Genomic DNA, 19733 nt, shown 5'->3' on the forward strand with positions numbered 1-19733 from the left:
GGATCCTGAACCGATCAGTTCACAACAGGCCACACTCTATGCAACTGCTTGAGCAGCGGCTAGAAGGCGGGGTTGATCCCCTGGACATGATTTGTGCCCAGATGAGCCTGCAGCAGCCCACCGGGCCAGGAGGATGGAGGTGCCTTCTCCGGATTGCGCAATGCCTGTTCAACGACTGCCTGGCCCAGGCACTGCTCGATCATCAGCCGCGGATACTTCGCTTGGACCTCGGAGCGGTGCTTCTCCGCACGAGGCAGCAGGGTGTCATCCCCGAAGTCGGCCCGAACGCCGAGGCGGAGGTACCTCGCTACGGGTCCCCGGCGCTCAGCAATCTGAGGTGAGGTGTGCAGCGCAATGGCTTCCCACACCGAGTCTACCCGGCCTGCTTCCCACCCGTGGGTGGTCAGGAACGCCGCGGCCGCGTCCGCACCTTCGACTTCAAACCGCTGCGGGCCGTCGTACTCATCAGCGGTCCCGGCATCATGGAAAAGGGAAGCGATGCGCAGAGCCGCAATGTCAACAGCCCAGCCCTCGCGCGCAGCGATGGCTCGGGCATATTCAAACACCCGTGCGCAATGGTTGAAGATGGGCGGTTGCAAGAGCCCGACCAACCAGTCCTCGGCAGCAGCAAGTACATCGCTATCGGTATTCATAATCTTTAGCGTATGGGAGTTCCTCGCCCTGCCACGTTAAGGACAGTGGAGAGAGTCCGCCACCTGTCCAGGGCGAGCGTAGATTGGGAAGGTGGCGAAAAACCAGGCTTTCAGCCAATACCTGCAGGCCCGTCGGGGCCTTGTCAGCCCGGAAGATGTTGGTCTCGGCGGCTTTGGCCGGCGGCGGGTCCCGGGTCTTCGACGTGAGGAAGTCGCAGGGCTGGCGGGTATCAGCGTTGATTACTACGTGCGGCTCGAGCAGGGAAAAGACCACCACCCGTCCCCGCAGATTCTCGATGCCCTTGCCCGGGCCCTGCGCCTGGATCCGCCGTCGACCCTGCATCTGCACCGTTTGGCGCGGCCGGCCTCCGTGGCTGTGACAGGGGTGGAAGAGACAACAGGCGTTGATACAGGGCTTTCGCATCTACTGAAGACCTTGGCCCATGTCCCGGCTTTCGTGCAGGACCGCTTCATGAACGTCCTCGCCGCCAACTCGTTGGCAGTCGCGCTGTCGCCGAGGAACAAAGTGGGGACGAACGTGCTCCGGGAAGCGTTCCTGGACCCTGCCGAGCGGGAGCTTTACGAGGACTGGGAACAGGTCATGGAGGAGGCCACTGCCGGTTTAAGGGCCTCGGTGGGGGAGCGGGTCAACGACCCTGCACTTGAGGGACTGCTCTCTGGCCTGGCAAAGAGCAGTCCCTACTTCCTTCAATTGTGGGCCCGCCACGATGTGCGCCCGAAAGTCGCGGGGAAACGTCTCCTTCACCATCCACTGGTGGGAGACATGGAGCTCTTTCACGAGAAACTGGCAGTTACCGGCACGGACGGGCACCTTCTTGTCGTTCACCACGCCGAGCCCGGGAGCCGATCCGAGCTGGCCCTGCAACGGTTGGCTGCCACCCTTCCACAAGCGGACTGAAATTCGACAAGGAACCAGGACGATTCCTCAGGGTAGCCCTGGCATTCATATGAAACCCATGGTTCTGGCTGCCCCTTCTCGACGAGCGCACACTGAGTCATAGCCCCCTCACCGAAGCCTTTCCCCTTGGAAATTGCTGCTGTCGAGCGTGCTTTGCCTTAAGTCCACGACTCCTATCCGTCGCAAGAAAGCTCATCACCATGACACGAATCTCCACCAAGTACGGGTTCAGCTCAACCGCCTCCGACGTCACGGAAGGCATCGATTTCACTGGTAAACGTGTCGTAATCACCGGCGGCGCCTCCGGCATCGGCATTGAGACCGCCCGTGCATTCGCCAACATCGGAGCCGAGGTCACTCTCGCGGTCCGCAACATCAACGCAGCGGCACCGGTTGCAGCCGATCTCCGGAGTTCAACCGGCAATCCGAACATCTTTGTGGCCAGGGTGAACCTTTCGGACCTGTCCACTATCTCCCGATTCGCCGCGCAGTGGAGCGGTCCACTCCACGTTCTGGTCCACAACGCCGGCGTCATGGCCCTGCCGGAGCTGGAACGGACCCCGGAAGGCTGGGAGATGCAGTTTGCCACCAACCACCTCGGTCATTTCGCCCTCGCCAACGCCCTGCACTCAGCCCTGGCAGAGGCCGGAAATGCCCGGATTGTTTCCCTGAGTTCCAGCGGCCACTTGTTTGCCCCCGTGTTGTTTGACGATCCACACTTCAACTTCGTCCCCTACGACCCGTTCCTGGCCTACGGCCAGTCCAAGACGGCCTCGACACTCTTCGCGGTCGCGGCAACTGAGCGCTGGGCACGAGACGGCATTACTTCAAATGCAGTTATGCCCGGCGCCATTGCCACAAATCTTCAACGCCACACCGGAGGCCTCCGGACCCCGCTCGAGCGCCGGAAGACGCCTCAGCAGGGTGCAGCCACCACCCTGTATGTCGCCACTTCCCCGGACCTGGAAGGCATCGGCGGCCGCTACTTTGAGGACGTCAACGAGGCCGCCGTCGTGGACCACCGCGGCCCGGACTACACCGGGGTGGCTCCCTACGCCCTCGACCCGGCTAACGCCCGGCGCCTCTGGGACCTCTCTGCGGAACTCCTGGCACAGGGTGCTAAATGAACGACTTCAACTCTCCAGGACGAAGGGAGCAAGACATGCGCACCACCGGACAAGACACTCTTTGGGAACCCACCGACCCGAACATGCTTTTGCACGACCCGAAAGTGGGCTGGGTAGGCCTCGGAGACCAGGGCGCGCCCATGGCCCGAGCCATCGCGGCCGCAGGATTTCAGCTGCATGTCTGGGTCCGGCGCGAAGCCTCCCTCGCCGCCCTCCAAGGTCTGCCATACGTCCGGCATGACACCGTTGCCGGGCTGGGGGCCGCCACTAACGTCGTCGGACTCTGCCTTCGGGAGGACTCCGACATCGAAGAGGTTCTCACCACTGGCGGCCTGCTGGAAAGCCTTGCTCCGGGCGCCATCCTGATCAATCACGGCACCGGACTTCCGGGTTACGCCGTGTCGATGGCCCAGCGGGCAGCGACTTCGCGGGTGCTGGTGCTGGACGCCCCGGTCAGCGGTGGGCGGCCCGGGGCCGAAGCCCGGCAGTTGACGACCATAGTCGGCGGGCCCATCCAGGCCTTGGAGACGGTCAGGCCTGTTCTTGCGGCCTTTTCTGCGAAGATCACACACATGGGGGCGGTCGGGTCCGGTCAAACCGGCAAGCTCCTCAATAATGCCCTCCTCATGATGAACCAGAAAAACGCCCAAGACATCCTGGCGCTGGCCAACAATCTGAAGCTGAACATGGGGCCCCTGATGGATCTGCTGCTCTCCGGAACCGGCCGAAGCTTCGCGCTTGAGGCACTCACCGGCGCCGTCACGACCGACAACGCCGAACACCTCAAAATCCTGCAGGTAATTGACATGGACCTCTTTACCGAAGCGATGACAAGCCGCGGCCAGGATGTTGCCACCATTGACCGCTACGCGCGGGCGGGGGCGAACGGCCTTGCGGACGCGGCCCGACTCGTCGCAGGGGCGAGCCGCGCAAGCTGAATCACGCGACCCCTGATAGCCCTTGGCCTGCTGTCTTGACCTGCCGCCCGGTCACCGCGGCCACGGGGAGGCCGTGAGTGAGCTGGACATGATCAGGTCACGTTACTCGCGGCGAGCGGTTCGGCGATTCGCTTGATCACGGCGAGCGTCTTCGGGATCCCGTCGAGCGCCTGCTGCGTTCGGTCCGCGATCTCAGCGGACGCCCGGTCGCCGAACTTCTCCTCGAACATGGCGATCCCGGCCGGCAGAAAGTGCCACGACTCGGTCAGGATCGTCCTGGTTCCTGCCGGTGTAAGGGTGAAGCCCCAGCGGACATAGCTGCCACCCACCACCCAGGCGAATTCCCGGCCGCGCTCGGCGGCCACCACCTGCGACCGGGTCTCCCAGGTCCGGTGCGGGAGCTCGTTGCGCCCGGTGAACCAGGCACCGACCTGCCCGGCGCTGGACTCGTTGTCCCACCAGCACGAAGTACAGACCGGGCTCCACTCACCGGTGCGGGTGATGTCGGAGACCAGGTCGTAAAGCATCTCCGCTGAAGCGTTGACCGTGACTGACTCCTGGTGATGGCGCGTGTTTGCCGTATTCATGCATCCATCCTTGCAGACGCTTATTTCTTCTGCCGTCGGCTGCCGCCGTGCCAGTCCTCTTGCTTGCCGACCGTACCCGGCGTGAACCCGAGGGCAGGAAGCTGTGGCTGTTCGCGCAGACTGCGCTTTAGCTCGGCGAACCCAGGGAAACGGGCGAGGCCGACTACATGGTCCCAGAGCTCGGTGGCCGAGTCTTCGTCCGGCAGCCTGCTGATGACGGGCCCGAAGAAGGCCACGCCGGCGGGGGGTTCAAAGTGAATGATGGGCGTGCCCACATCCTTGCCCGTCAACGCCAGTGCTTCATCCGTCTCCTGCCGGATCTCGCTGTCCCAGGACTCGTCGTCGAGAGCTTCCGCCAGTGCCCGGGGCAGGCCGGCCTCCGCAAGGATTGGCTCAACGAACCCGCGTGTCCCACGCCGCTCCCGGACTTCAGCCTCATTGTGCTTAATCGTTGGGTCCGGCGCAGTTTCAAAAATGTGTCTGCCGAACGCGGCATACAACCCTGCCATCGATTCGCGACCGTGCTCCGCCCGAGCCCGGGCCGCCACCCGCAAAAGCCGCAACCCAGCCGTATGTCCGGCCTCGTACTCAGGCGGGAAATGCGCGTCATAGTCAACGTTCGAGTTGACCAGACGCAACGAGATAAACCGCCAGTCCACCGTATAGTCGCGCTGCGCCTGCACCTGCCGCACCCATTTGCTGGTCATCCAGGCGAAAGGGCACACCGGGTCGAAATAGAAGTTAACATCGGCATCCATGCTTCCACCCTTACATTGGGTGGTAACTCTCGTCTAATCAACGGAAACCCCGGTTCGGATGCCCCTAGTGTGCCGCGAAGCGCCTGGAAATGCACCAACTCCAGGACGGCTCACTGCTGGGCGTCGAGGCCCTGGCGGTCAAGCGAGAGGTAGACCTTACGGCCATCAACGCGGACGATCGCATCAGCGGCGGCGTAGTAGTTCTCGGCCCAGAAGTGCGGAGCCTCGACAAGGGCGCAGCATGGACAGTGGTAGGGCGGTATATAGGCTAGGTCTCCTCCTGGAACCGGGCTAGGGGCTTAGTGCCCACCCACCTCGACGTGATCCTGCTACTTGAGAGTGGGGAAAGACCAAGGGGTTTCGGCCCTGCGGCTGGGAAGGAATAGAAGGGGCCGTTTCTGCCTTGTACATCGTGAGGCGCCGACCGCTGGCTGCCTCGCTCGAAAGGACCCCCTTGCCCGTAGCTTTCATTCCATTCACCATGTGCGCCTCCATGCGCGAGGACCACCGACGCACCTTCCGCACCGACATCGAACGCCTAACCGACGGACACCTCCGGTCAACGCCACTGGACGTGCTCCGCTCAACGAACACCCAGGCCGTCTTCCGCGGGGCCGTCCCGAAGGGACCGCACACAGCCACCGACGCCAGCCTCGCCCAGTACCTGCAAGACCGACTCGCCAGCGAGAACATCCATCTGGATCTCAACGTCACCATAGAGCGGTAAGTTGATCTGCGGAGCCCCGGACCACCACTGGTCCGGGGCTTTTTGGCGCCGTCAGTTGGGCGCCTACAGGCCGCCAGTGAATGTATACGAGGCAGGAAGAGGATTCGGGGCTGTGCCGTGGAACAGCACGATTTCGTCATGGGCTTTCAGGACGACGTCGGTGATCTTCCCGTCCCGCTTGGTCCCGTTGACCGCCACGTTCCACCCGTCGATGTTCGAATGTGGCGTTCCTTGGTTCTTGTCGGTGCCGTCAAGGACACCCCATTCGGTGAGGAACTGTCCGAGGGTGTAGGTGGCGCCGGCGGTGGGTGCCTCAATGTGGATGATGCCGGTTTCGTCGTGACTGTGGAGCGCGGAGATTCCATTGGGCTGGCCGGCAGGGTTGAAGCTGAAGCCGATGTCGGCCGGGACGGTCACGGGTTTGCTGTCCGTGAAGATGTCCAGGTGCGCATGGAAGTGTTCGGCGGCGCCTTCGGCGTTGAGTACTTGCAGTCCTGCGGCTTTGATCCGGTCCGCTGCACCCTTGGGGTTCAGTCCCCAGCCCACAGGTGCGGAGGACGCGACGGCCGTGGAGGTGGTCGCCGGTGCAGAAGCGGCGGGGGCGGTGGCCGTGGGCGCCGTGCTTGAGGGAGCGCAGGCTGAGGCGCTCAGGACCAGGCCGGCCAGCGTGGCCATGAGGGTGATGCGGTTTTCCAACGGACACTGCTTTCGGGTCAAAGTAACAGGCACTTCGGGCGCCCATGGACAGCCTAGTAGCCAGTTCCACCTGCCACAGACAGTTTTACGCAGAGGCCGGTAACCGCCCGGACAGGACAGCACCCCTCCCGCGGTGGCAGGAAGGGGTGCTTAGGTGTCATGTTCCTAGTAGGCGTTGCCGGAGCCGGCGGGACCCCAGCGGATGGCGCCGTTCTGGAAGTTCTGCGCCACGTTGCCGTTGGGGCCGGTCTGGTAAACGCCGCGGTTGGCGGGAACCTCGCCTGATGGCGGGTAGCCCAGGACGCCGTTCTCGAAACCCGTAGCGGCCCACTCAGCTACATGAGATTCCTACTGTCGCACTACCCGGAAGCGTACTGCTTCAAGACGGAGTCCCTGGCCGGTGGTTCCGCAAACCTCACCATCACCAACCTCGGGCATCCAGCCAATATTTTGAACATGTGCTTGGCATCGGATTGTCTCACCGGCAATTGTGGATTTGATTTGTATTGCTTCCATGCGAAGTGCCAACCCGGTAGTACCAATTGTTGTCGCTCCAGTGCTGTAATTTTGCCAGCCAGTATCCTGGATATGCGCTCGAACCGTCTGTCCTGATGTAGAAAAGCGGAGCGCTTCCAGCCTGAGCGCTTGTCCTACACTGCCAGCGGTTTCGCCGTTCGACACGCTGGACTGCCAACCAATTTTTTGAACATGCCCCTCATAGGAAATCGTCGTTGGGGCAGTGGGCGGAGCCGGGGATGACGGAATCTGGGTGGTGGGGTAGGCCGCCATGTTGGAGACCATCAGGTGCCAGCCTGCGTAGGGTCCGGTGGTAGGGACGACGTAGCCAATGCCTGCGTCCGTGCCGCGCGGATCGAGCATCGCGGCCTTGTGGCCAGGGGAATTCATCCACCAGTTCACGAGCTGGGCGGGGCTGAAGTTGAACCCGATGTTCTCGCGGTACCAGGTGGCACCGGCCGGGATCTCATTGCCGCCGGCGTCGGCGCGGTGGATGGTGGCGAAGTCGAAGTTGGTATCCATCGTAGCTACGCCCAGCTGCTTGGCCCAGTCCTGGGAGACGTCGGCGATCTTCTGGTTCCATACGAAGGGCCGCGATCCAACCTTTGCGCGTTCGGCGTTGATGAGGTCGAAGGTTTGCTTGGTGAACGAGTCGGCGATGGTTGTGGCCGGGACGACGGCGGGGACCGGCGCGGCGACGGAAGCGGTGGCGGCGGCAAGGCCGGAGGGCAGAGTGAGGAGCAGCCCGAGGGTTGCCGCGGACATGCGCGAAGAAGTGAATTTCATGGATACCTTGATTGGGGCCGGGGGTAATACCGGGAGACGGAACAAGTCTGCCCCGGCCCCATCGCGCGGACCGCCGATTTGTGGTGATGCTGCGGAAAGTCTTGGCAGAATCTGCGGAAGTCCGGCTGCCGCGGCTACCCCGCGCCCTTCATCGGTGCGGCGCCCCGGAACTGCCTCCCCGCCGCCGCGCCTACCTCTGGCCCAGGCAGCTCGCCGCTGCCGTAACGGAAAATGAGGCCCTTGCAGTGGAATGGGCTGCAGCAACTAGACGTACCGAACGGGGGCCTGCAGCCAACGAAAGCAAGCGGCCGCGGTACTTGGACTTCGCAGACCAGGCCTTCACCGTGGGTATGACCTTCCAAGTCTCAGATACTGGCCTCAAAACCGACGCGATCCAGGGCAAAGTCTTGCGCCACGCGTTGCTGTCGTACCTGTTGGGCACCAACGTGTTGGCGACAACGACCAACCCTGTAGCCGGCCTGATCCACCAAGCAGGCGGGCTTGATCATCAACGGAGACCGCCCGACAGCAGCAACATCACAGCCACGGCGCAAATGACGGCGAACACCGAAAGTGCTACCCACAGAAGCTTCTTCATACTTACAGTCTGGCCCAACGCACCTACCCAGGTTCCCCGCCCTGGCTTGAACGGCGATCGGGAAGCGTACGACGGCGGGAGCCCACCCGCCGTCGTACGCATCCGGCTCAGTGCTCACCTCGCGGATTCCGGACTTCCCGGGCTTTCAGAAGAGGTGGCCATTACTTCTTGCGCATTTGCAATAGTTGCGAAAAAATAAAAGCTAGATTCTCGGGCGAAAACAGCCTGCACAGCAGTTATCGCATCTCGATGCAGTTCCACCCGGAATCGTGCTCATTTCCGCCTGCATGGTGGAACGGGGGCCCGACAAGCCTGCGTAAGAGCAACAGGCGTACTGGGGCGCGGTCTGATAAGCCATATCGCGAAGGAGCATTTCCTATGGCACAGAACGTAACGGCAGCAGTGGCAGTGGGTAATACCCGGTGGAAGCGGCTGATTCCCGTCGCTATCATCGTCTACATCATCTCGTTCATGGACAGGACAAATATCGGTTTCGCCCTGAACGGGCTCCATCAGGACCTGGGCATCGACGCCGCCCAGCAGGGCCTGGCGGCAGGTATCTTCTTCATCGGCTATCTCGTCCTGCAGATACCAGGCGGGCATCTCGCCGAGCACTGGAGTGCCAAGAAGTTCGTGGGCATCATGGTGCTCATTTGGGGGCGTGCTGGCTGTCCTTTCCGGATTCATCCAGGACTTCACCCAGCTGCTGGTGGTGCGCTTCTTCCTCGGCGTCGCCGAGGCCGAGGAACTGGCCTGCGATCCTTGTACTGATCAGCCACTGGTTCCCCGCCGCCGAGCGGGCGCGCGCTTATGCGCTCTGGATGATGAATATCGCGATCGCTTCCATCATCACGGCGCCCCTGTCCGGGTGGATCCTCTCATTCTCGGACTGGCGATGGCTGTTCATCATCGAAGGCATTTTCCCGTTCATCATCGCGGCCCCCCTTTGGTGGGCCCTGATCGCCGACCACCCGCGCGAAGCAAAGTGGTGCTCGGTACAGGAGCGCGAATACATCGAGAAGGGACTTGCTGCTGACGCAGCGGCACATCCCCAGCAGGAGAAGCTCGGACTGCGGCAGGTTCTGTCAAACAGTGTCGTGTGGCGACTGACCCTGGTGTATTTCCTCATACAGATCGGCTTCTACGGCATCAACATCTGGCTTCCCCACGTAATCAAGACGATCACCTCCGGGTCCTCCCTGGAGGTTGGCCTGATTACGGCAATTCCATACGTGTTGGCAATGTTCGGCCTCTGGTACAACGCCAAAGCAGCCGACCGTTCCGGCCGCTACTCCACGCACGTGCTGCTGTCGATGGCAGTGGGAGCTGTCGCGTTGGTGGTTTCGGTTGCAACCGGCGACAACATGCCCGTTCTTGCCGTCACGCTTATCAGCATCGCCGTCGCAGGCGCCCTGGCCTATGACGGTCCCTTCTGGGCTTCCGCGTCGCGTGCGATGCCGGTGGCCGTTGCCGGTGCCGCCATGGGATTGATCAACGCGGTAGGCAACCTTGGTGGATTCGTCGGACCCTACGTGGGCGGCTTCCTGCAGGATGTGACGCAAGGCAGTTTCCTGGCAACCTCCATCTTCCTGGCGTGTTGCCTGCTGGCCGCTGGCCTGGTGATGCTGACACTGCGGCGCGGCGGTGACAGGCCGCTGGCCGCCGGCCGATCCCGGGCGGGGCAACCGGAAAAGGCTAAGGCAGACACACGCAGGCGGAATACCCTCTGAAGGTCCGTAGGGCCGGCCTGCATCGCAGGCCGGCCCTAGCTTCATGAGGCCGGCCCTAGGTTCATGAGGGCACCGATGCCTATGCGGGCATCAGGATGTCTGTTCGTTCACGGAGCCACCGTCCCCTGCCCGGTCCCCGTGACGGTCTTCCGGGCTGGCCAGGGGAGTGTTGCTTTGCCTGGATTGCCCGTGCTGGAGCTGCAAAGCGCAGTGGATGAGGGGGAAGTGGCTGAAGGCCTGCGGGGTGTTGCCCAGTTGCCGCTCGTTCTTGGGGTCCCACTCCTCGCTGAGCAGGCCCACGTCATTGCGGAGGCTGAGGAGGCGTTCGAAGAGTTCCTCGGCCTCGCTTCGCCGGTTGATCCCCAGCAGGGCGTCAACCAGCCAGAAGGAGCAGGCGAGGAAGACCCCTTCGGTCCCGGGGAGGCCATCATTGCTCGCCTGTGGGCGGTAGCGGAGGACAAAACCGTCTTCGGTGAGGTGCTGCTGGATGGCCTCGACAGTGCCGATCACGCGGGGATGGTCGTGGGGCAGGAACCCCACGCGGGGGATCAAAAGGAGGCTCGCGTCCAGCTCGTTGTTTCCGTAGGACTGGACAAAGGTATTGCGCTCGCTGTTGAAGCCGTGCGTCATGACGTCTTTATGGATGGTGTCGCGCAGCGCGGACCAGCTGTCTTCCGGGCCTGGCAACCCGGAGTGCCTGATGCCCTTGACCATGCGGTCCGCCGCCACCCAGCACATGACTTTTGAATGGGTATTGTGGCGGCGGGGACCGCGCATTTCCCATAGCCCGTTGTCGGGCTGGTCCCAGGCTCCCTCCAGGTACTCCATGAGGGCCACCTGGATGTCCCAGGAGTCATCGACAGTGTCCGGAAAGGCGGCGCGGGTCAGGGAGAGCCCGTCCAGGACCTCGCCCCATACATCCAGTTGCAGTTGGGGTGCGGCGGCGTTTCCAATCCTGACCGGTTTGGAACCTTCGAACCCTGCAAGCCACGGCAGTTCCGTTTCCGGGAGGCGGCGGGTGCCGTCGATGCCGTACATGATCTGCAGGTCGGCGGGGTCGCCCGCGACGGCACGCAGCAGCCATTCCCGCCACGCCGCCGCTTCCTCGGTGTAGCCTCCGGCAAGCAGCGACTGCAGCGTCAGGGTCGCGTCGCGAAGCCAGCAGAACCGGTAATCCCAGTTCCTGGATCCACCGGGGTCTTCCGGCAGGGAAGTTGTGGGAGCTGCGACGATGCCACCCGTGGGGGAGTAGATAAGCCCCTTGAGGGTGATCAACGAACGTTCAACCGCATCCTTGTACTTTCCCTCCATCCGGCTGCGGCCGATCCAGTTCAGCCAGAAGTTCTCCGTTGTTTCCAACGCCTTGTCCGGGTCGGTTTCCGGCGGGGCAGGCTTGCTGCTGGGAACCCACCGCAGCACGAAAGGCACTTTTTCACCCGCCTGCACTGTGAAGTCACTGACCGTGCGCATGTCCCGGCCCTTGAGCGGGGCGGGGGTGGTGAGGTACGCGGCGTCCGGGCCCGCGATGGCGGTCAGGCGATGGTCTTTGCGCCTCACCCAGGGAACGATGTGGCCGTAATCGAAGCGCAGGCATAATTCCCCGTACATCTGCACGCTGCCGCGAAGGCCCTCGACAACACGCACCACGTCGGCGCCGTCGTCGCGGACAGGCATGAAGTCAGTGACCCTGACGCTTCCTTGGGAAGTTTCCCACTCGGTTTCAAGGATGAGCGTTCCCGGGCGGTACCAGCGGCGGGTGCACCGTCCTTCCCCGGCGGGTGCCAGCAGCCAGCGCCCCGCGGCAGGGGTATCCAGCAGGGCAGCGAAGCAGGCCGGGGAGTCAAAGTTCGGCAGGCACATCCAGTCGATCGAGCCGCTGGTACTGATGAGGGCAGCCGTGTGCAAGTCCCCCAGGAGCGCGTAATCACTGATATCCGACATGGGTGCCCTCCTTGGCCGTACCGGTAAATGATTGAGCCGGCAGGGGCCCAAGCAGGCGACTGGGCCGCCGGGCAGCCCGGATTGCCACGAGCACCACCATTGCCAGCCCTATGGCAAGCAGAACGATACGGCTCCCACCTGTGGTCCGGGATACGGTGACGCGGTGGTCGGCGGTGCCGGGGTGGGTGATTTCGTTGGCTGGCACTTCCCATTCAGCCGGGGGAGGGAAGGTTCCGGCCGGGAGTTTCTCCTGGCGCAACTGCCGACGGAAGGCGAGGCGCTTCCGGACGTTCTTGTTAGGGGCCGGCATGGCATCGTCTGCCGCGATTGCTGCCGGGAAGTCGATGATGTAAGGCTCGCCGTAGAAGGCCGAGGAGGCTACCGACTCCAGCCAGGTGCCCGGGGGTGCCTCGACGCCACGGGCTGCGAAGGCAGAGCGCAGGCTTTCCTGAATCTCGTCCAGGCTTTTGCCCTGCGCGTCCTTGGTGACGTCGAAGATGGCCAGCTGGAGCTGCAGTTTGGCATCTGCGCCAGGGTCGGTGGCACTGGGGTCCTGGCCTGTAGGGTCTGGGTTCAGCGGCTCGGGGTTGGCGCGGCCAGCCTTGCCGGGATTGCTACTCATTGGGGTCCTTTCGGTCGTGTTTCAGCCGCCTACCTGGTCGACAGTGAAGGCAGCCAGGAATCCGGCGGCGGCGATGAGGCCGGTGAGCAGGTGGTGTTCTTCGAAGGCTTCGGGGATCATCGTGTCGGCGAGCATGGCCAGGATGGCTCCTGCTGCTACCGCAGTGATGAAGGCGACGACTTCGGCAGGGGCGTCCTGCAGGACCAGGAACCCGACCAGCGCCGCAATCCCTGAGAGCACGGCGATGCCCACCCAGACTCCGAAGACATATTTGGCGCTGCGGCCGGCTTTCTTCATGCCGGCCGTGCTGGAGAGGCCTTCGGGGACGTTGGAGATGAAGACGGCGGCCAGCATGGCCGGGCTGACTGCACCGGCGGTCACCAGTCCGACGCCGAGGACCACCGATTCCGGGATACCGTCCAGCAGCGCCCCGACGGCGATGGCGGTCCCGCTACCTGGTTTTTGCTGCTCCGACGGCTGTTTCCCACCCGAGCGTTTGCGGTGCTCGGCGCCTTTGCGGGCCAGCAGGGCGTTGGCGGCAACGTAAACGACGGCGCCGGTGGCGAAGCCCCCGATCGTGGGCCAGAGACCACCGCCGTTGACTGCTTCTTCCACCAGCTCGAAGGCGAGGGCTGAGATCAGCACGCCCGCGCCGAAGGACATCACGGAGGACACTACTTTGGACGGAATCTTCCATTTCCATGCCATGGCGCAGCCGACCACCAGAGCCCCGCCGGCGATGGTGCCCCACATCCAGGCCAGCAACCATGCCGGCATTACGAGGCACCGGCCAGAAGGCAGTGCTGCTGTTCACGGTTCGGGTTATTCACGGGGACGAGTCCTTTCCTGTTGGTCAAACATGTCAGCGGACCCGGTATTCGTCGGCCTCAGTCGTGCGCAGAGACAGCCCGTTGCCGGGCCCGTCGCCAGGTTGCAGGACTCCGCCGTCGGGGTCGAGCGTTCCGTCAAACAAGAGGTTCTCGATCCGGACGTGGTCGTGGAACCATTCCAAGTGGCGGAAGTTGGGAGTGGCGGCGGCGACGGCGGCGCTCAGGTGGGGCGCGCAGTGGCCGGAGACTTCCAGGCCGTGGGCAGCAGCGACGGCGGCGATGCGCAGCCACTCGGTGACGCCGCCGCACCTGCTGACGTCCGCTTGCAGGCAGTCGATGGCATCCGCGGCGCACAGGCGTTGGAAGTAGGGGAGACCGGTCCCGTATTCGCCAGCTGCCACGTCGGCGTCCACCGCGTCCCGCACCACCCGGAGCCCGGCCAGGTGGTCGCTTGAGACGGGCTCCTCGAACCACGTCACGTTCTCCGCTGCAACCTCGCGCATGACGCGGACAGCCTGTTTGTCGGTATAGGCGCCGTTGGCATCGACAAACAGTTCCACGTCAGGGCCGACGGCGGAACGCGCCTGGCGGATGCGCTCCAGGTCGCGGGGAACGTTGCTTCCGTTGTCCTGGCCAATCTTGATCTTCACGCGCGGGATGCGTTGGCCGTGGGCCCAGCCTTCCAGCTGGGTGCGCAGCTGCTTTTCCGAATAGGTGGTGAACCCGCCGCTGCCGTAGACCGCCACGCTGTCCCTGACCGAGCCGAGGAGTTTGTGCAGCGGCAGGTCCAGGAGGCGGGCCTTCAGGTCCCAGAGGGCACAGTCGACGGCGGAGACGGCGTAGGATGCCAGCCCCGTGCTGCCGGGGTTGCGCACCGTCCGGGCCATCGCCGCCGCAGCGGCCGGCACGTCCAGGGCGTCAACGCCGTGCACGGCTGGGCCGAGGAGCGCTTCCACCAGGTCCGCTGTGGCGGCCGGTGCGTACGTCCATCCCAGGCCCGTCTTCCCGCCAGCCGCGGCCTGCACCAGCACCATCGTGGTGGAGTCCCAGCTGAAGGTGCCATCCGCTTCCGGCGCATCCGTGGGAACTGTGTACACCGCGGCATTGAGGGCCGTGACGGGGGCCTCCCCGGATCCCACCCTTCAGCCCTCCTTGTGCGGCAGGAATTCCTGGATCTTGGTCTTGACGCCCTCCTTGACCACGCCCCAGGCACTGTCATCACCCTTGACCATGGCCTCGGCAGTCTTCCGCGCCTGTTCAAGGGTGGCGTGTGGTGGAATGGGCGGAATGTCGGGGTCGGTGCGGACGTCCAGGAGTGTGGGCCTGTCCGCGGCGAGGGCTTTCTCCCAGGCCGGTCTGACGTCGTCGGGATTGTCCACGTGGATACCCTGCAAGCCCAGGCTTTCGGCGAACCCGGCGTAGTCCACGTCCGGGAGCGCCTGGGATTCGCGGAAGGCGGGCACACCGCCCATGGCCCGCATTTCCCAGGTGACCTGGTTGAGGTCGTTGTTGTGCAGGACGGCCACCACCAGGCGGGGATCATCCCATTCGTGCCAGTAGTGCTTGATGGTGATCAGCTCGGCGAGCCCGTTCATTTGCATGGCACCGTCACCGGCGAAGGCGATCGCCGGCCGGCCGGGGTGGGCAAACTTGGCACCGATAGCGTAGGGAACCCCGGGCCCCATGGTGGCCAGGTTGCCCGACAAGGAGCCCCGGACCTCTCCCCGGAACTTCAGCTGCCGGGCGTACCAGTTGGCTGAAGAGCCGGAATCGGCGCTGAGCATGGCGTTGGCCGGAAGCCGGGTGGAGAGCTCGGCGAACAGCCGCATGGGATTGACGGGATCGGCGCTGACCATGGCCTCATCGTGCATGGTTTCCCACCAACGGCTGATGGACGATTCCAGGTTTTCCTGCCAGGACCGGTCCGGCTTGCGCTCCAGGTGTGGGATCAGGGCCCGCAATGCGGTGCCGGCGTCGGCCACGATGTTGAACTCGTTCGTGTAGCGCAGCCCGATCATCTTCGGGTCCACGTCGATCTGCACCCCGCGGGCCTGGCCGGGTTCGGGCAGGAACTGGGTATAGGGAAAACTGGAGCCCACCGTCAGCAGCGTGTCGCAGTCGCGCATCATCTCGTAGCTCGGCCGGGTGCCCAGGAGACCGATGGAACCCGTGACGTACGGGAGGTCATCGGGCAGCGAATCCTTGCCCAGGAGCGCCTTCGCCACTCCCGCGCCCAGCAGCTCTGCCACTTCCCGGACCTCGGCCGCTGCGCCCCGCGCACCCTGGCCAATGAGGATGGCCACCTTGGAGCCTTCATTCAGGAGCTGGGCGGCACCGCGGATTGACTCACTGTCCGGCTGGATATCCGGCCAGCGGATTCCCACGCTGGAGGGGACCATCTTGAATTCGTGCGTGGGTGCCGCGTATTCGAGCTCCTGGACGTCGGAGGGGATGATGACGGCAGTAGGAGCCCGCTGCGCCTCCGCGATCCGGATGGCGCGGTCGATGACGTTGGGCAGCTGCTCTGGAACCGTAACCATCTGGACGTAGTCCGAGGCGACGTCCTTGAACAGGGTCAGCAGGTCGACTTCCTGCTGGTAGGACCCTCCCATGGCGCTGCGTGCCGTCTGGCCGACGATGGCCACCACGGGAACATGGTCCAGCTTGGCGTCGTACAGCCCGTTGAGGAGGTGGATTGCGCCGGGGCCGGAGGTGGCCATGCAGATGGCGGCACGGCCACCGAACTTGGCATAGCCCACGGCTTCGAACGCTGCCATCTCTTCGTGCCGGGCCTGGATGAATTTTGGCTGGTTGCCCGCCTTGCCGAAGGCGGCCAGGATGCCGTTGATGCCGTCTCCGGGGAAACCGAAAACCTTGTCCACGCCCCACTCGCCCAGGCGGGAGAGCAGGTAGTCAGCCACTGTAGTTGCCATGATCAGTCTTCCTTCATGCTCATCGTGACGCCCCTGCGGGCGCCTTGGACCAGGACGCCGGCCGCGCGGGCCGCCAGCGCCATGATGGTCAGGGCAGGGTTCGCGCTTCCCTGCGTGGGCAGGACGCTGCCGTCAGTCACCAGCAGGTTTGGTACTGCAAAGCTCCGCAGGTTCCGGTCCACCACTCCTTCCTGCTCGACGGCGGCCATGCGGGCACCGCCCACCAAATGCGCATAGCGGTTGATGGTGATGACCTCCTCCGCTCCCGCCGCCGTGAGGATCCGCTCCATGACCTGCTGCGCTGCAGACATCAGCTGCCGGTCGTTGTCGCACTGGCTGTAGCTGAAGGAAGCGATGGGGATGCCGTTGCGGTCCGTTTCATCCGCGAGGGTCACCCTGTTCCCTTCAAGGGGAAGGAATTCGCAGAGTGCACCCAGGCACGCCCAGTGCGGATAGTCGCTCATGTACCGGCGGAGAGCCGCGCCCCAGTGTCCCTGGGCGGCGACATGCTCCGCCCAGGTGATCGGAAGCGGGGACACGCACTGGATGGAGAAGCCTCGTTTGTACGGCTTAGCGGGGTCTGTTTCGTAGAAGTCCTCGGTGCTGACCTCCGGGGGCGGAGCCTTCCACATCCGCACCTCCGCCTGGAACCGTCCAGCGGTCTGGGGCGCACCCTGCACCATCAGGTACCGGCCCACCTGGTCGAAGTCGTTGCACATCCCGTGCGGGAAGCGCGCCGACGTGGAGTTCAGCAGCAGCCGGGGCGTTTCGATCGAATAGCCTGCCACGGCCACCAGGCGGGCGCGCTGGAACCTGCGGATGCCGCCCTGGACGTACTCGACGCCGGTTGCCAGGCCGGTGCGTTCGTCCAGCACGATCCTGGTGGCCATTGCGTCGGGCCGGATTTCGGCGCCATGCGCCAGGGCGTCGGGGACGTGCGTGATCAGCGGTGAAGCCTTGGCGTTGACCTTGCAGCCCTGGAGGCAGAAGCCCCGGTAAATGCAGTGCGGACGGTTGCCGAACCGGCCATTCGCGATGGCCACCGGCCCCACCTTTGCCGTGACGCCGCAGGCGTTTGCGCCCCTCAGGAACAGCTCGCCGTTGCCGGAGACCGGGTGCGGCCGATGGGGGTAGCCGTGCGGATCGCCCCAAGGCCAGTATTCCCCCGAAACGGGAAGTTCGGCCTCAATGTCCTCGTAGTAGGGCCGCAGTTCACCGTATTCCAGCGGCCAGTCGGCGCCCACTCCGTCAGCGCTGAGGGTATGGAAATCGCTGGGATGGAAACGCGGTGTGTAGCCGGCAAAATGGACCATCGAACCGCCCACGCCCCGGCCGGAATTATTGGAGCCCAAGGGGACGGGGTCGCTGCCGCCGATGACCCGGGGTTCGGTCCAGTACAGGTGGTGGGAGCCGGCCTCATCGCTGACCCAGTCCTGCTCGGGCTCCCAGAACGGGCCGGCCTCCAGGCCCACGGCCCGCCAGCCGGCCCGCGCGAGGCGCTGTAGGAGCGTGGCTCCTCCGGCGCCGCAGCCCACGATGACGATGTCCACCTCGTCGTCGTCGCGGTACCGGCGCATGTTATCCCTGAGCCCCAGGTTGCTGCCGGGGCCCTTGGGCAGCAGCCAGGCGGATTCATTGCGTTCCCGCAGGTTGCTCATCTGTCAGCCCCATGCGTGGGATCCGCTTCCGGCCGTACATCGCGCACTTCAAATGGTTCCAGCCGGTCCACGCCGAGGTTCTTGTAGCCACGCGGGTAGGCCGGCCCGCCGAAGCCGATTTCGTCCCAGGCCAGAGGATGGGAGTAGAACGCGGTGCAGGCATAACGTGTCCAGAGGCTCCACACTCGGTCCGCCGGCAGCCCACGCCACAGGTCCCGGTCCAGGTCGCAGATGTCCTGCAGCAGCTTCGCTTGGCCGTCCAAACTGAGCAGGGCGAAGCTACAGTTCTCCCGGGACATGGCATCCTGGTCCAGTGCAGCCAGGGAGGCCCGCCAGGCCTCGCCGTCCCGCGGCATGTTGTCGTAGTGCCAGCCGTCGGTCTCCTCCTCCGCCAGGCGGGCGTCCACCATGTTCACCACCACCGGCACCCGCGGTTCCGCCTGCTGGTCCAGTAACTGGTCAAACAGGGCCCGCGCCGCCGCCTCCTCCTCCGGGGTGAAGAAGCGGACGTCCGGGGCCATGCCCATCCGGGACTGCACGACGGCGGCCGTCGCCGGGTCCCAGTGCCGCGCCTGGGCGACGGTGCTGAAGCCAGGGTAGCGTCCGCCGCCGTCGTCCCTCTGCAGGGGGAGCCCGGTCACGGTTCCCTCCTCAGGACCGAGGCCAGCAACCCCATGCCGCCCACCAGGGTGACCAGCAGAGGTGCGAAGAGTGGCGGGCCCATCTCCAGGTTGTAGCGCAGGTTGGACAGGCCTCCGGGCTTCTGCCGGATACCCTGCAAATGCAGCCAGGTGCCCTGCAGCCCATTGGCGACAATGGCTGCGCTGGCCAGCGGCAGCGCCGTCTTGGCCATGCGGCGGCTGAAGACCCCTGCCACCCCGGCGGCAGCTCCCAACGGACCAAGGGCAACCGGAGCCCACATCCATTTGTTGCCGAAGCTTGCCTTGTCATGCTCCAGGAAAATCTCCGCAGCGGTCACCAGGGCGCCTGCCGCCGTCAGCGCCGAAAGGGACCGCTCGAACCGGCCAGTCTGCACATTCCTGATCAGCCGGTCGATCCCGTGCACCGTGCCGGCCACGGTATCTTTTGCCTGTCGTGTTCTCACGATTCTCCTAACCTGGACTGCAGGTCCGTACCGGTCCTGTAGAACCTTCAAACTTTGCGGGAAAGCAACTATCGGAGGAAACTGGTGCCCATGGATGCAGCTGGTGGACCTGAATCAGTCCAGGAACCTTCGACCCGGGAAGTCGAGGCGGTGATGCGTGCCGCCGATACTCTCCTGGGGGTCGTTGCCCGCTCTGTTGCCGAGGTGGAGGACGTGGTGAATACTCCGCAGCTGCGGGTCCTGGTCCTGATCCACACCCGCGGCCCGCAAAACCTGGGCGGAGTCGCCGCTGAACTGGGTGTGCATGCCTCCAATGCCACGCGCATCTGCGACCGACTGGTGGCTGCGGGCCTGTTGGAGCGGCGGGAGGACCCGGCAGACCGGCGATACGTCCGGCTCGAGCTGACGGCGAAAGGACATGCCTTGGTTGATTCGGTGCTGGACCATCGGCGGCAGGCGATTGGAGAGGTCATTTCGAGGATGCCATCGGGCCGGCGCCCGGCGCTGGCTGCGGCGCTGGAGGCTTTTGCGGCCGCCGCCGGCGGCCAGGGCACTTCCGATGGCCGATTTACATTGGGAGCCCGGGAACTGAAGTGACCGGATCCTGAC

Annotated in this window: 21 protein-coding genes; 8 read left to right on the forward strand and 13 right to left on the reverse strand. The window is 64.4% G+C overall.

The window, feature by feature from the left end:
- Positions 1 to 59: 59 nt before the first annotated feature.
- On the reverse strand, positions 60 to 653 hold the full coding sequence (locus LFT44_RS09315; RefSeq protein WP_236802463.1) for an HD domain-containing protein: 594 nt from the start codon (positions 651 to 653) through the stop codon (positions 60 to 62).
- A 91-nt stretch (positions 654 to 744) separates the two neighbouring features.
- Here LFT44_RS09315 and LFT44_RS09320 point away from each other — a divergent pair, with 91 nt between their 5' ends.
- The 3 genes from LFT44_RS09320 to LFT44_RS09330 all read left to right on the forward strand — a co-directional run bounded on the left by LFT44_RS09320 (position 745) and on the right by LFT44_RS09330 (position 3637).
- Positions 745 to 1572 carry a helix-turn-helix domain-containing protein gene (locus LFT44_RS09320; RefSeq protein WP_236802465.1) on the forward strand — a complete coding sequence of 276 codons (828 nt, stop codon included), beginning with the start codon at positions 745 to 747 and terminating at the stop codon, positions 1570 to 1572.
- 200 nt (positions 1573 to 1772) lie between these two features.
- Entirely contained in the window at positions 1773 to 2699 is a 927-nt protein-coding gene (locus tag LFT44_RS09325) for an SDR family NAD(P)-dependent oxidoreductase (RefSeq protein ID WP_236802467.1), read from the forward strand.
- Between the two features lie 35 nt (positions 2700 to 2734).
- Complete coding sequence (locus LFT44_RS09330) at positions 2735 to 3637, forward strand: NAD(P)-dependent oxidoreductase (protein ID WP_236802469.1); 903 nt, start codon at positions 2735 to 2737, stop codon at positions 3635 to 3637.
- Positions 3638 to 3729: 92 nt separating this feature from the next.
- Here LFT44_RS09330 and LFT44_RS09335 read toward each other — a convergent pair whose 3' ends face one another.
- Together LFT44_RS09335 and LFT44_RS09340 are read right to left on the reverse strand one after the other, a co-directional pair.
- A complete protein-coding gene (locus LFT44_RS09335; protein ID WP_236802470.1) occupies positions 3730 to 4224 on the reverse strand; it encodes an SRPBCC family protein in 495 nt (164 codons plus the stop codon).
- 20 nt (positions 4225 to 4244) lie between these two features.
- Positions 4245 to 4982: a mycothiol-dependent nitroreductase Rv2466c family protein gene (locus tag LFT44_RS09340; protein ID WP_236802472.1), complete on the reverse strand. Its 738-nt coding sequence runs from the start codon at positions 4980 to 4982 to the stop codon at positions 4245 to 4247.
- Between the two features lie 454 nt (positions 4983 to 5436).
- Between LFT44_RS09340 and LFT44_RS09345 the strand changes: the two genes are divergently transcribed.
- Positions 5437 to 5709: a hypothetical protein gene (locus LFT44_RS09345; RefSeq protein WP_236802474.1), complete on the forward strand. Its 273-nt coding sequence runs from the start codon at positions 5437 to 5439 to the stop codon at positions 5707 to 5709.
- A gap of 63 nt (positions 5710 to 5772) precedes the next feature.
- Here LFT44_RS09345 and LFT44_RS09350 read toward each other — a convergent pair whose 3' ends face one another.
- Together LFT44_RS09350 and LFT44_RS09355 are read right to left on the reverse strand one after the other, a co-directional pair.
- Positions 5773 to 6405 carry a hypothetical protein gene (locus LFT44_RS09350; RefSeq protein WP_236802475.1) on the reverse strand — a complete coding sequence of 211 codons (633 nt, stop codon included), beginning with the start codon at positions 6403 to 6405 and terminating at the stop codon, positions 5773 to 5775.
- Positions 6406 to 6753: 348 nt separating this feature from the next.
- On the reverse strand, positions 6754 to 7707 hold the full coding sequence (locus LFT44_RS09355; protein WP_236802477.1) for a CAP domain-containing protein: 954 nt from the start codon (positions 7705 to 7707) through the stop codon (positions 6754 to 6756).
- A 350-nt stretch (positions 7708 to 8057) separates the two neighbouring features.
- Here LFT44_RS09355 and LFT44_RS22075 point away from each other — a divergent pair, with 350 nt between their 5' ends.
- From LFT44_RS22075 to LFT44_RS09365, 3 genes are all read left to right on the forward strand, one after another.
- Positions 8058 to 8504, forward strand: a complete 447-nt coding sequence (locus LFT44_RS22075; protein WP_336885562.1) for a hypothetical protein — start codon at positions 8058 to 8060, stop codon at positions 8502 to 8504.
- A 179-nt stretch (positions 8505 to 8683) separates the two neighbouring features.
- The gene (locus tag LFT44_RS21980) at positions 8684 to 9076 is read left to right on the forward strand and encodes an MFS transporter (protein ID WP_272910885.1); all 393 of its coding nucleotides are present in this window, start codon (positions 8684 to 8686) and stop codon (positions 9074 to 9076) included.
- The gene (locus tag LFT44_RS09365; RefSeq protein WP_272910886.1) at positions 8959 to 10035 is read left to right on the forward strand and encodes an MFS transporter; all 1077 of its coding nucleotides are present in this window, start codon (positions 8959 to 8961) and stop codon (positions 10033 to 10035) included. The genes LFT44_RS21980 and LFT44_RS09365 overlap by 118 nt, the downstream gene beginning before the upstream one ends.
- A 90-nt stretch (positions 10036 to 10125) precedes the next feature.
- On the opposite strand, the gene LFT44_RS09370 is transcribed toward LFT44_RS09365, so the two are convergent.
- The 8 genes from LFT44_RS09370 to LFT44_RS09405 all read right to left on the reverse strand — a co-directional run bounded on the left by LFT44_RS09370 (position 10126) and on the right by LFT44_RS09405 (position 19124).
- A complete protein-coding gene (locus LFT44_RS09370) occupies positions 10126 to 11976 on the reverse strand; it encodes a glycoside hydrolase family 15 protein (RefSeq protein ID WP_236802478.1) in 1851 nt (616 codons plus the stop codon).
- Positions 11960 to 12598: a hypothetical protein gene (locus LFT44_RS09375; RefSeq protein ID WP_236802481.1), complete on the reverse strand. Its 639-nt coding sequence runs from the start codon at positions 12596 to 12598 to the stop codon at positions 11960 to 11962. The genes LFT44_RS09370 and LFT44_RS09375 overlap by 17 nt, the downstream gene beginning before the upstream one ends.
- A 21-nt stretch (positions 12599 to 12619) precedes the next feature.
- Positions 12620 to 13375 carry a ZIP family metal transporter gene (locus tag LFT44_RS09380; protein ID WP_236802482.1) on the reverse strand — a complete coding sequence of 252 codons (756 nt, stop codon included), beginning with the start codon at positions 13373 to 13375 and terminating at the stop codon, positions 12620 to 12622.
- A gap of 85 nt (positions 13376 to 13460) precedes the next feature.
- On the reverse strand, positions 13461 to 14567 hold the full coding sequence (locus tag LFT44_RS09385; RefSeq protein ID WP_236802483.1) for an enolase C-terminal domain-like protein: 1107 nt from the start codon (positions 14565 to 14567) through the stop codon (positions 13461 to 13463).
- 3 nt (positions 14568 to 14570) lie between these two features.
- Positions 14571 to 16361, reverse strand: a complete 1791-nt coding sequence (locus tag LFT44_RS09390; protein ID WP_236802485.1) for a thiamine pyrophosphate-requiring protein — start codon at positions 16359 to 16361, stop codon at positions 14571 to 14573.
- A gap of 2 nt (positions 16362 to 16363) precedes the next feature.
- The gene (locus LFT44_RS09395) at positions 16364 to 18019 is read right to left on the reverse strand and encodes a GMC family oxidoreductase (protein ID WP_236802486.1); all 1656 of its coding nucleotides are present in this window, start codon (positions 18017 to 18019) and stop codon (positions 16364 to 16366) included.
- Positions 18016 to 18660, reverse strand: a complete 645-nt coding sequence (locus LFT44_RS09400; RefSeq protein WP_236802488.1) for a gluconate 2-dehydrogenase subunit 3 family protein — start codon at positions 18658 to 18660, stop codon at positions 18016 to 18018. Before LFT44_RS09400 ends, LFT44_RS09395 begins: the two co-directional genes overlap by 4 nt.
- A complete protein-coding gene (locus tag LFT44_RS09405) occupies positions 18657 to 19124 on the reverse strand; it encodes a hypothetical protein (protein ID WP_236802490.1) in 468 nt (155 codons plus the stop codon). Before LFT44_RS09405 ends, LFT44_RS09400 begins: the two co-directional genes overlap by 4 nt.
- A 90-nt stretch (positions 19125 to 19214) precedes the next feature.
- On the opposite strand from LFT44_RS09405, the gene LFT44_RS09410 reads away from it, so the two are divergent.
- Positions 19215 to 19721, forward strand: a complete 507-nt coding sequence (locus LFT44_RS09410) for a MarR family winged helix-turn-helix transcriptional regulator (RefSeq protein ID WP_236802492.1) — start codon at positions 19215 to 19217, stop codon at positions 19719 to 19721.
- The last annotated feature ends 12 nt before the right edge of the window (positions 19722 to 19733 follow it).

The sequence above is a fragment of the Arthrobacter sp. FW306-05-C genome (assembly GCF_021801725.1).
Lineage (GTDB): Bacteria > Actinomycetota > Actinomycetes > Actinomycetales > Micrococcaceae > Arthrobacter.

What these genes read in the sequence shown, in the direction of transcription:
- LFT44_RS09340 (WP_236802472.1), bottom strand. Translation starts at nt 4,982, where the DNA reads ATGGATGCCGATGTTAACTTCTATTTCGACCCGGTGTGCCCTTTCGCC.
- LFT44_RS21980 (WP_272910885.1), top strand. Translation starts at nt 8,684, where the DNA reads ATGGCACAGAACGTAACGGCAGCAGTGGCAGTGGGTAATACCCGGTGG.
- LFT44_RS09370 (WP_236802478.1), bottom strand. Translation starts at nt 11,976, where the DNA reads ATGTCGGATATCAGTGATTACGCGCTCCTGGGGGACTTGCACACGGCT.
- LFT44_RS09335 (WP_236802470.1), bottom strand. Translation starts at nt 4,224, where the DNA reads ATGAATACGGCAAACACGCGCCATCACCAGGAGTCAGTCACGGTCAAC.
- LFT44_RS09330 (WP_236802469.1), top strand. Translation starts at nt 2,735, where the DNA reads ATGCGCACCACCGGACAAGACACTCTTTGGGAACCCACCGACCCGAAC.
- LFT44_RS09380 (WP_236802482.1), bottom strand. Translation starts at nt 13,375, where the DNA reads ATGCCGGCATGGTTGCTGGCCTGGATGTGGGGCACCATCGCCGGCGGG.
- LFT44_RS09315 (WP_236802463.1), bottom strand. Translation starts at nt 653, where the DNA reads ATGAATACCGATAGCGATGTACTTGCTGCTGCCGAGGACTGGTTGGTC.
- LFT44_RS22075 (WP_336885562.1), top strand. Translation starts at nt 8,058, where the DNA reads ATGACCTTCCAAGTCTCAGATACTGGCCTCAAAACCGACGCGATCCAG.
- LFT44_RS09355 (WP_236802477.1), bottom strand. Translation starts at nt 7,707, where the DNA reads ATGAAATTCACTTCTTCGCGCATGTCCGCGGCAACCCTCGGGCTGCTC.
- LFT44_RS09410 (WP_236802492.1), top strand. Translation starts at nt 19,215, where the DNA reads ATGGATGCAGCTGGTGGACCTGAATCAGTCCAGGAACCTTCGACCCGG.
- LFT44_RS09390 (WP_236802485.1), bottom strand. Translation starts at nt 16,361, where the DNA reads ATGGCAACTACAGTGGCTGACTACCTGCTCTCCCGCCTGGGCGAGTGG.
- LFT44_RS09375 (WP_236802481.1), bottom strand. Translation starts at nt 12,598, where the DNA reads ATGAGTAGCAATCCCGGCAAGGCTGGCCGCGCCAACCCCGAGCCGCTG.
- LFT44_RS09395 (WP_236802486.1), bottom strand. Translation starts at nt 18,019, where the DNA reads ATGAGCAACCTGCGGGAACGCAATGAATCCGCCTGGCTGCTGCCCAAG.
- LFT44_RS09325 (WP_236802467.1), top strand. Translation starts at nt 1,773, where the DNA reads ATGACACGAATCTCCACCAAGTACGGGTTCAGCTCAACCGCCTCCGAC.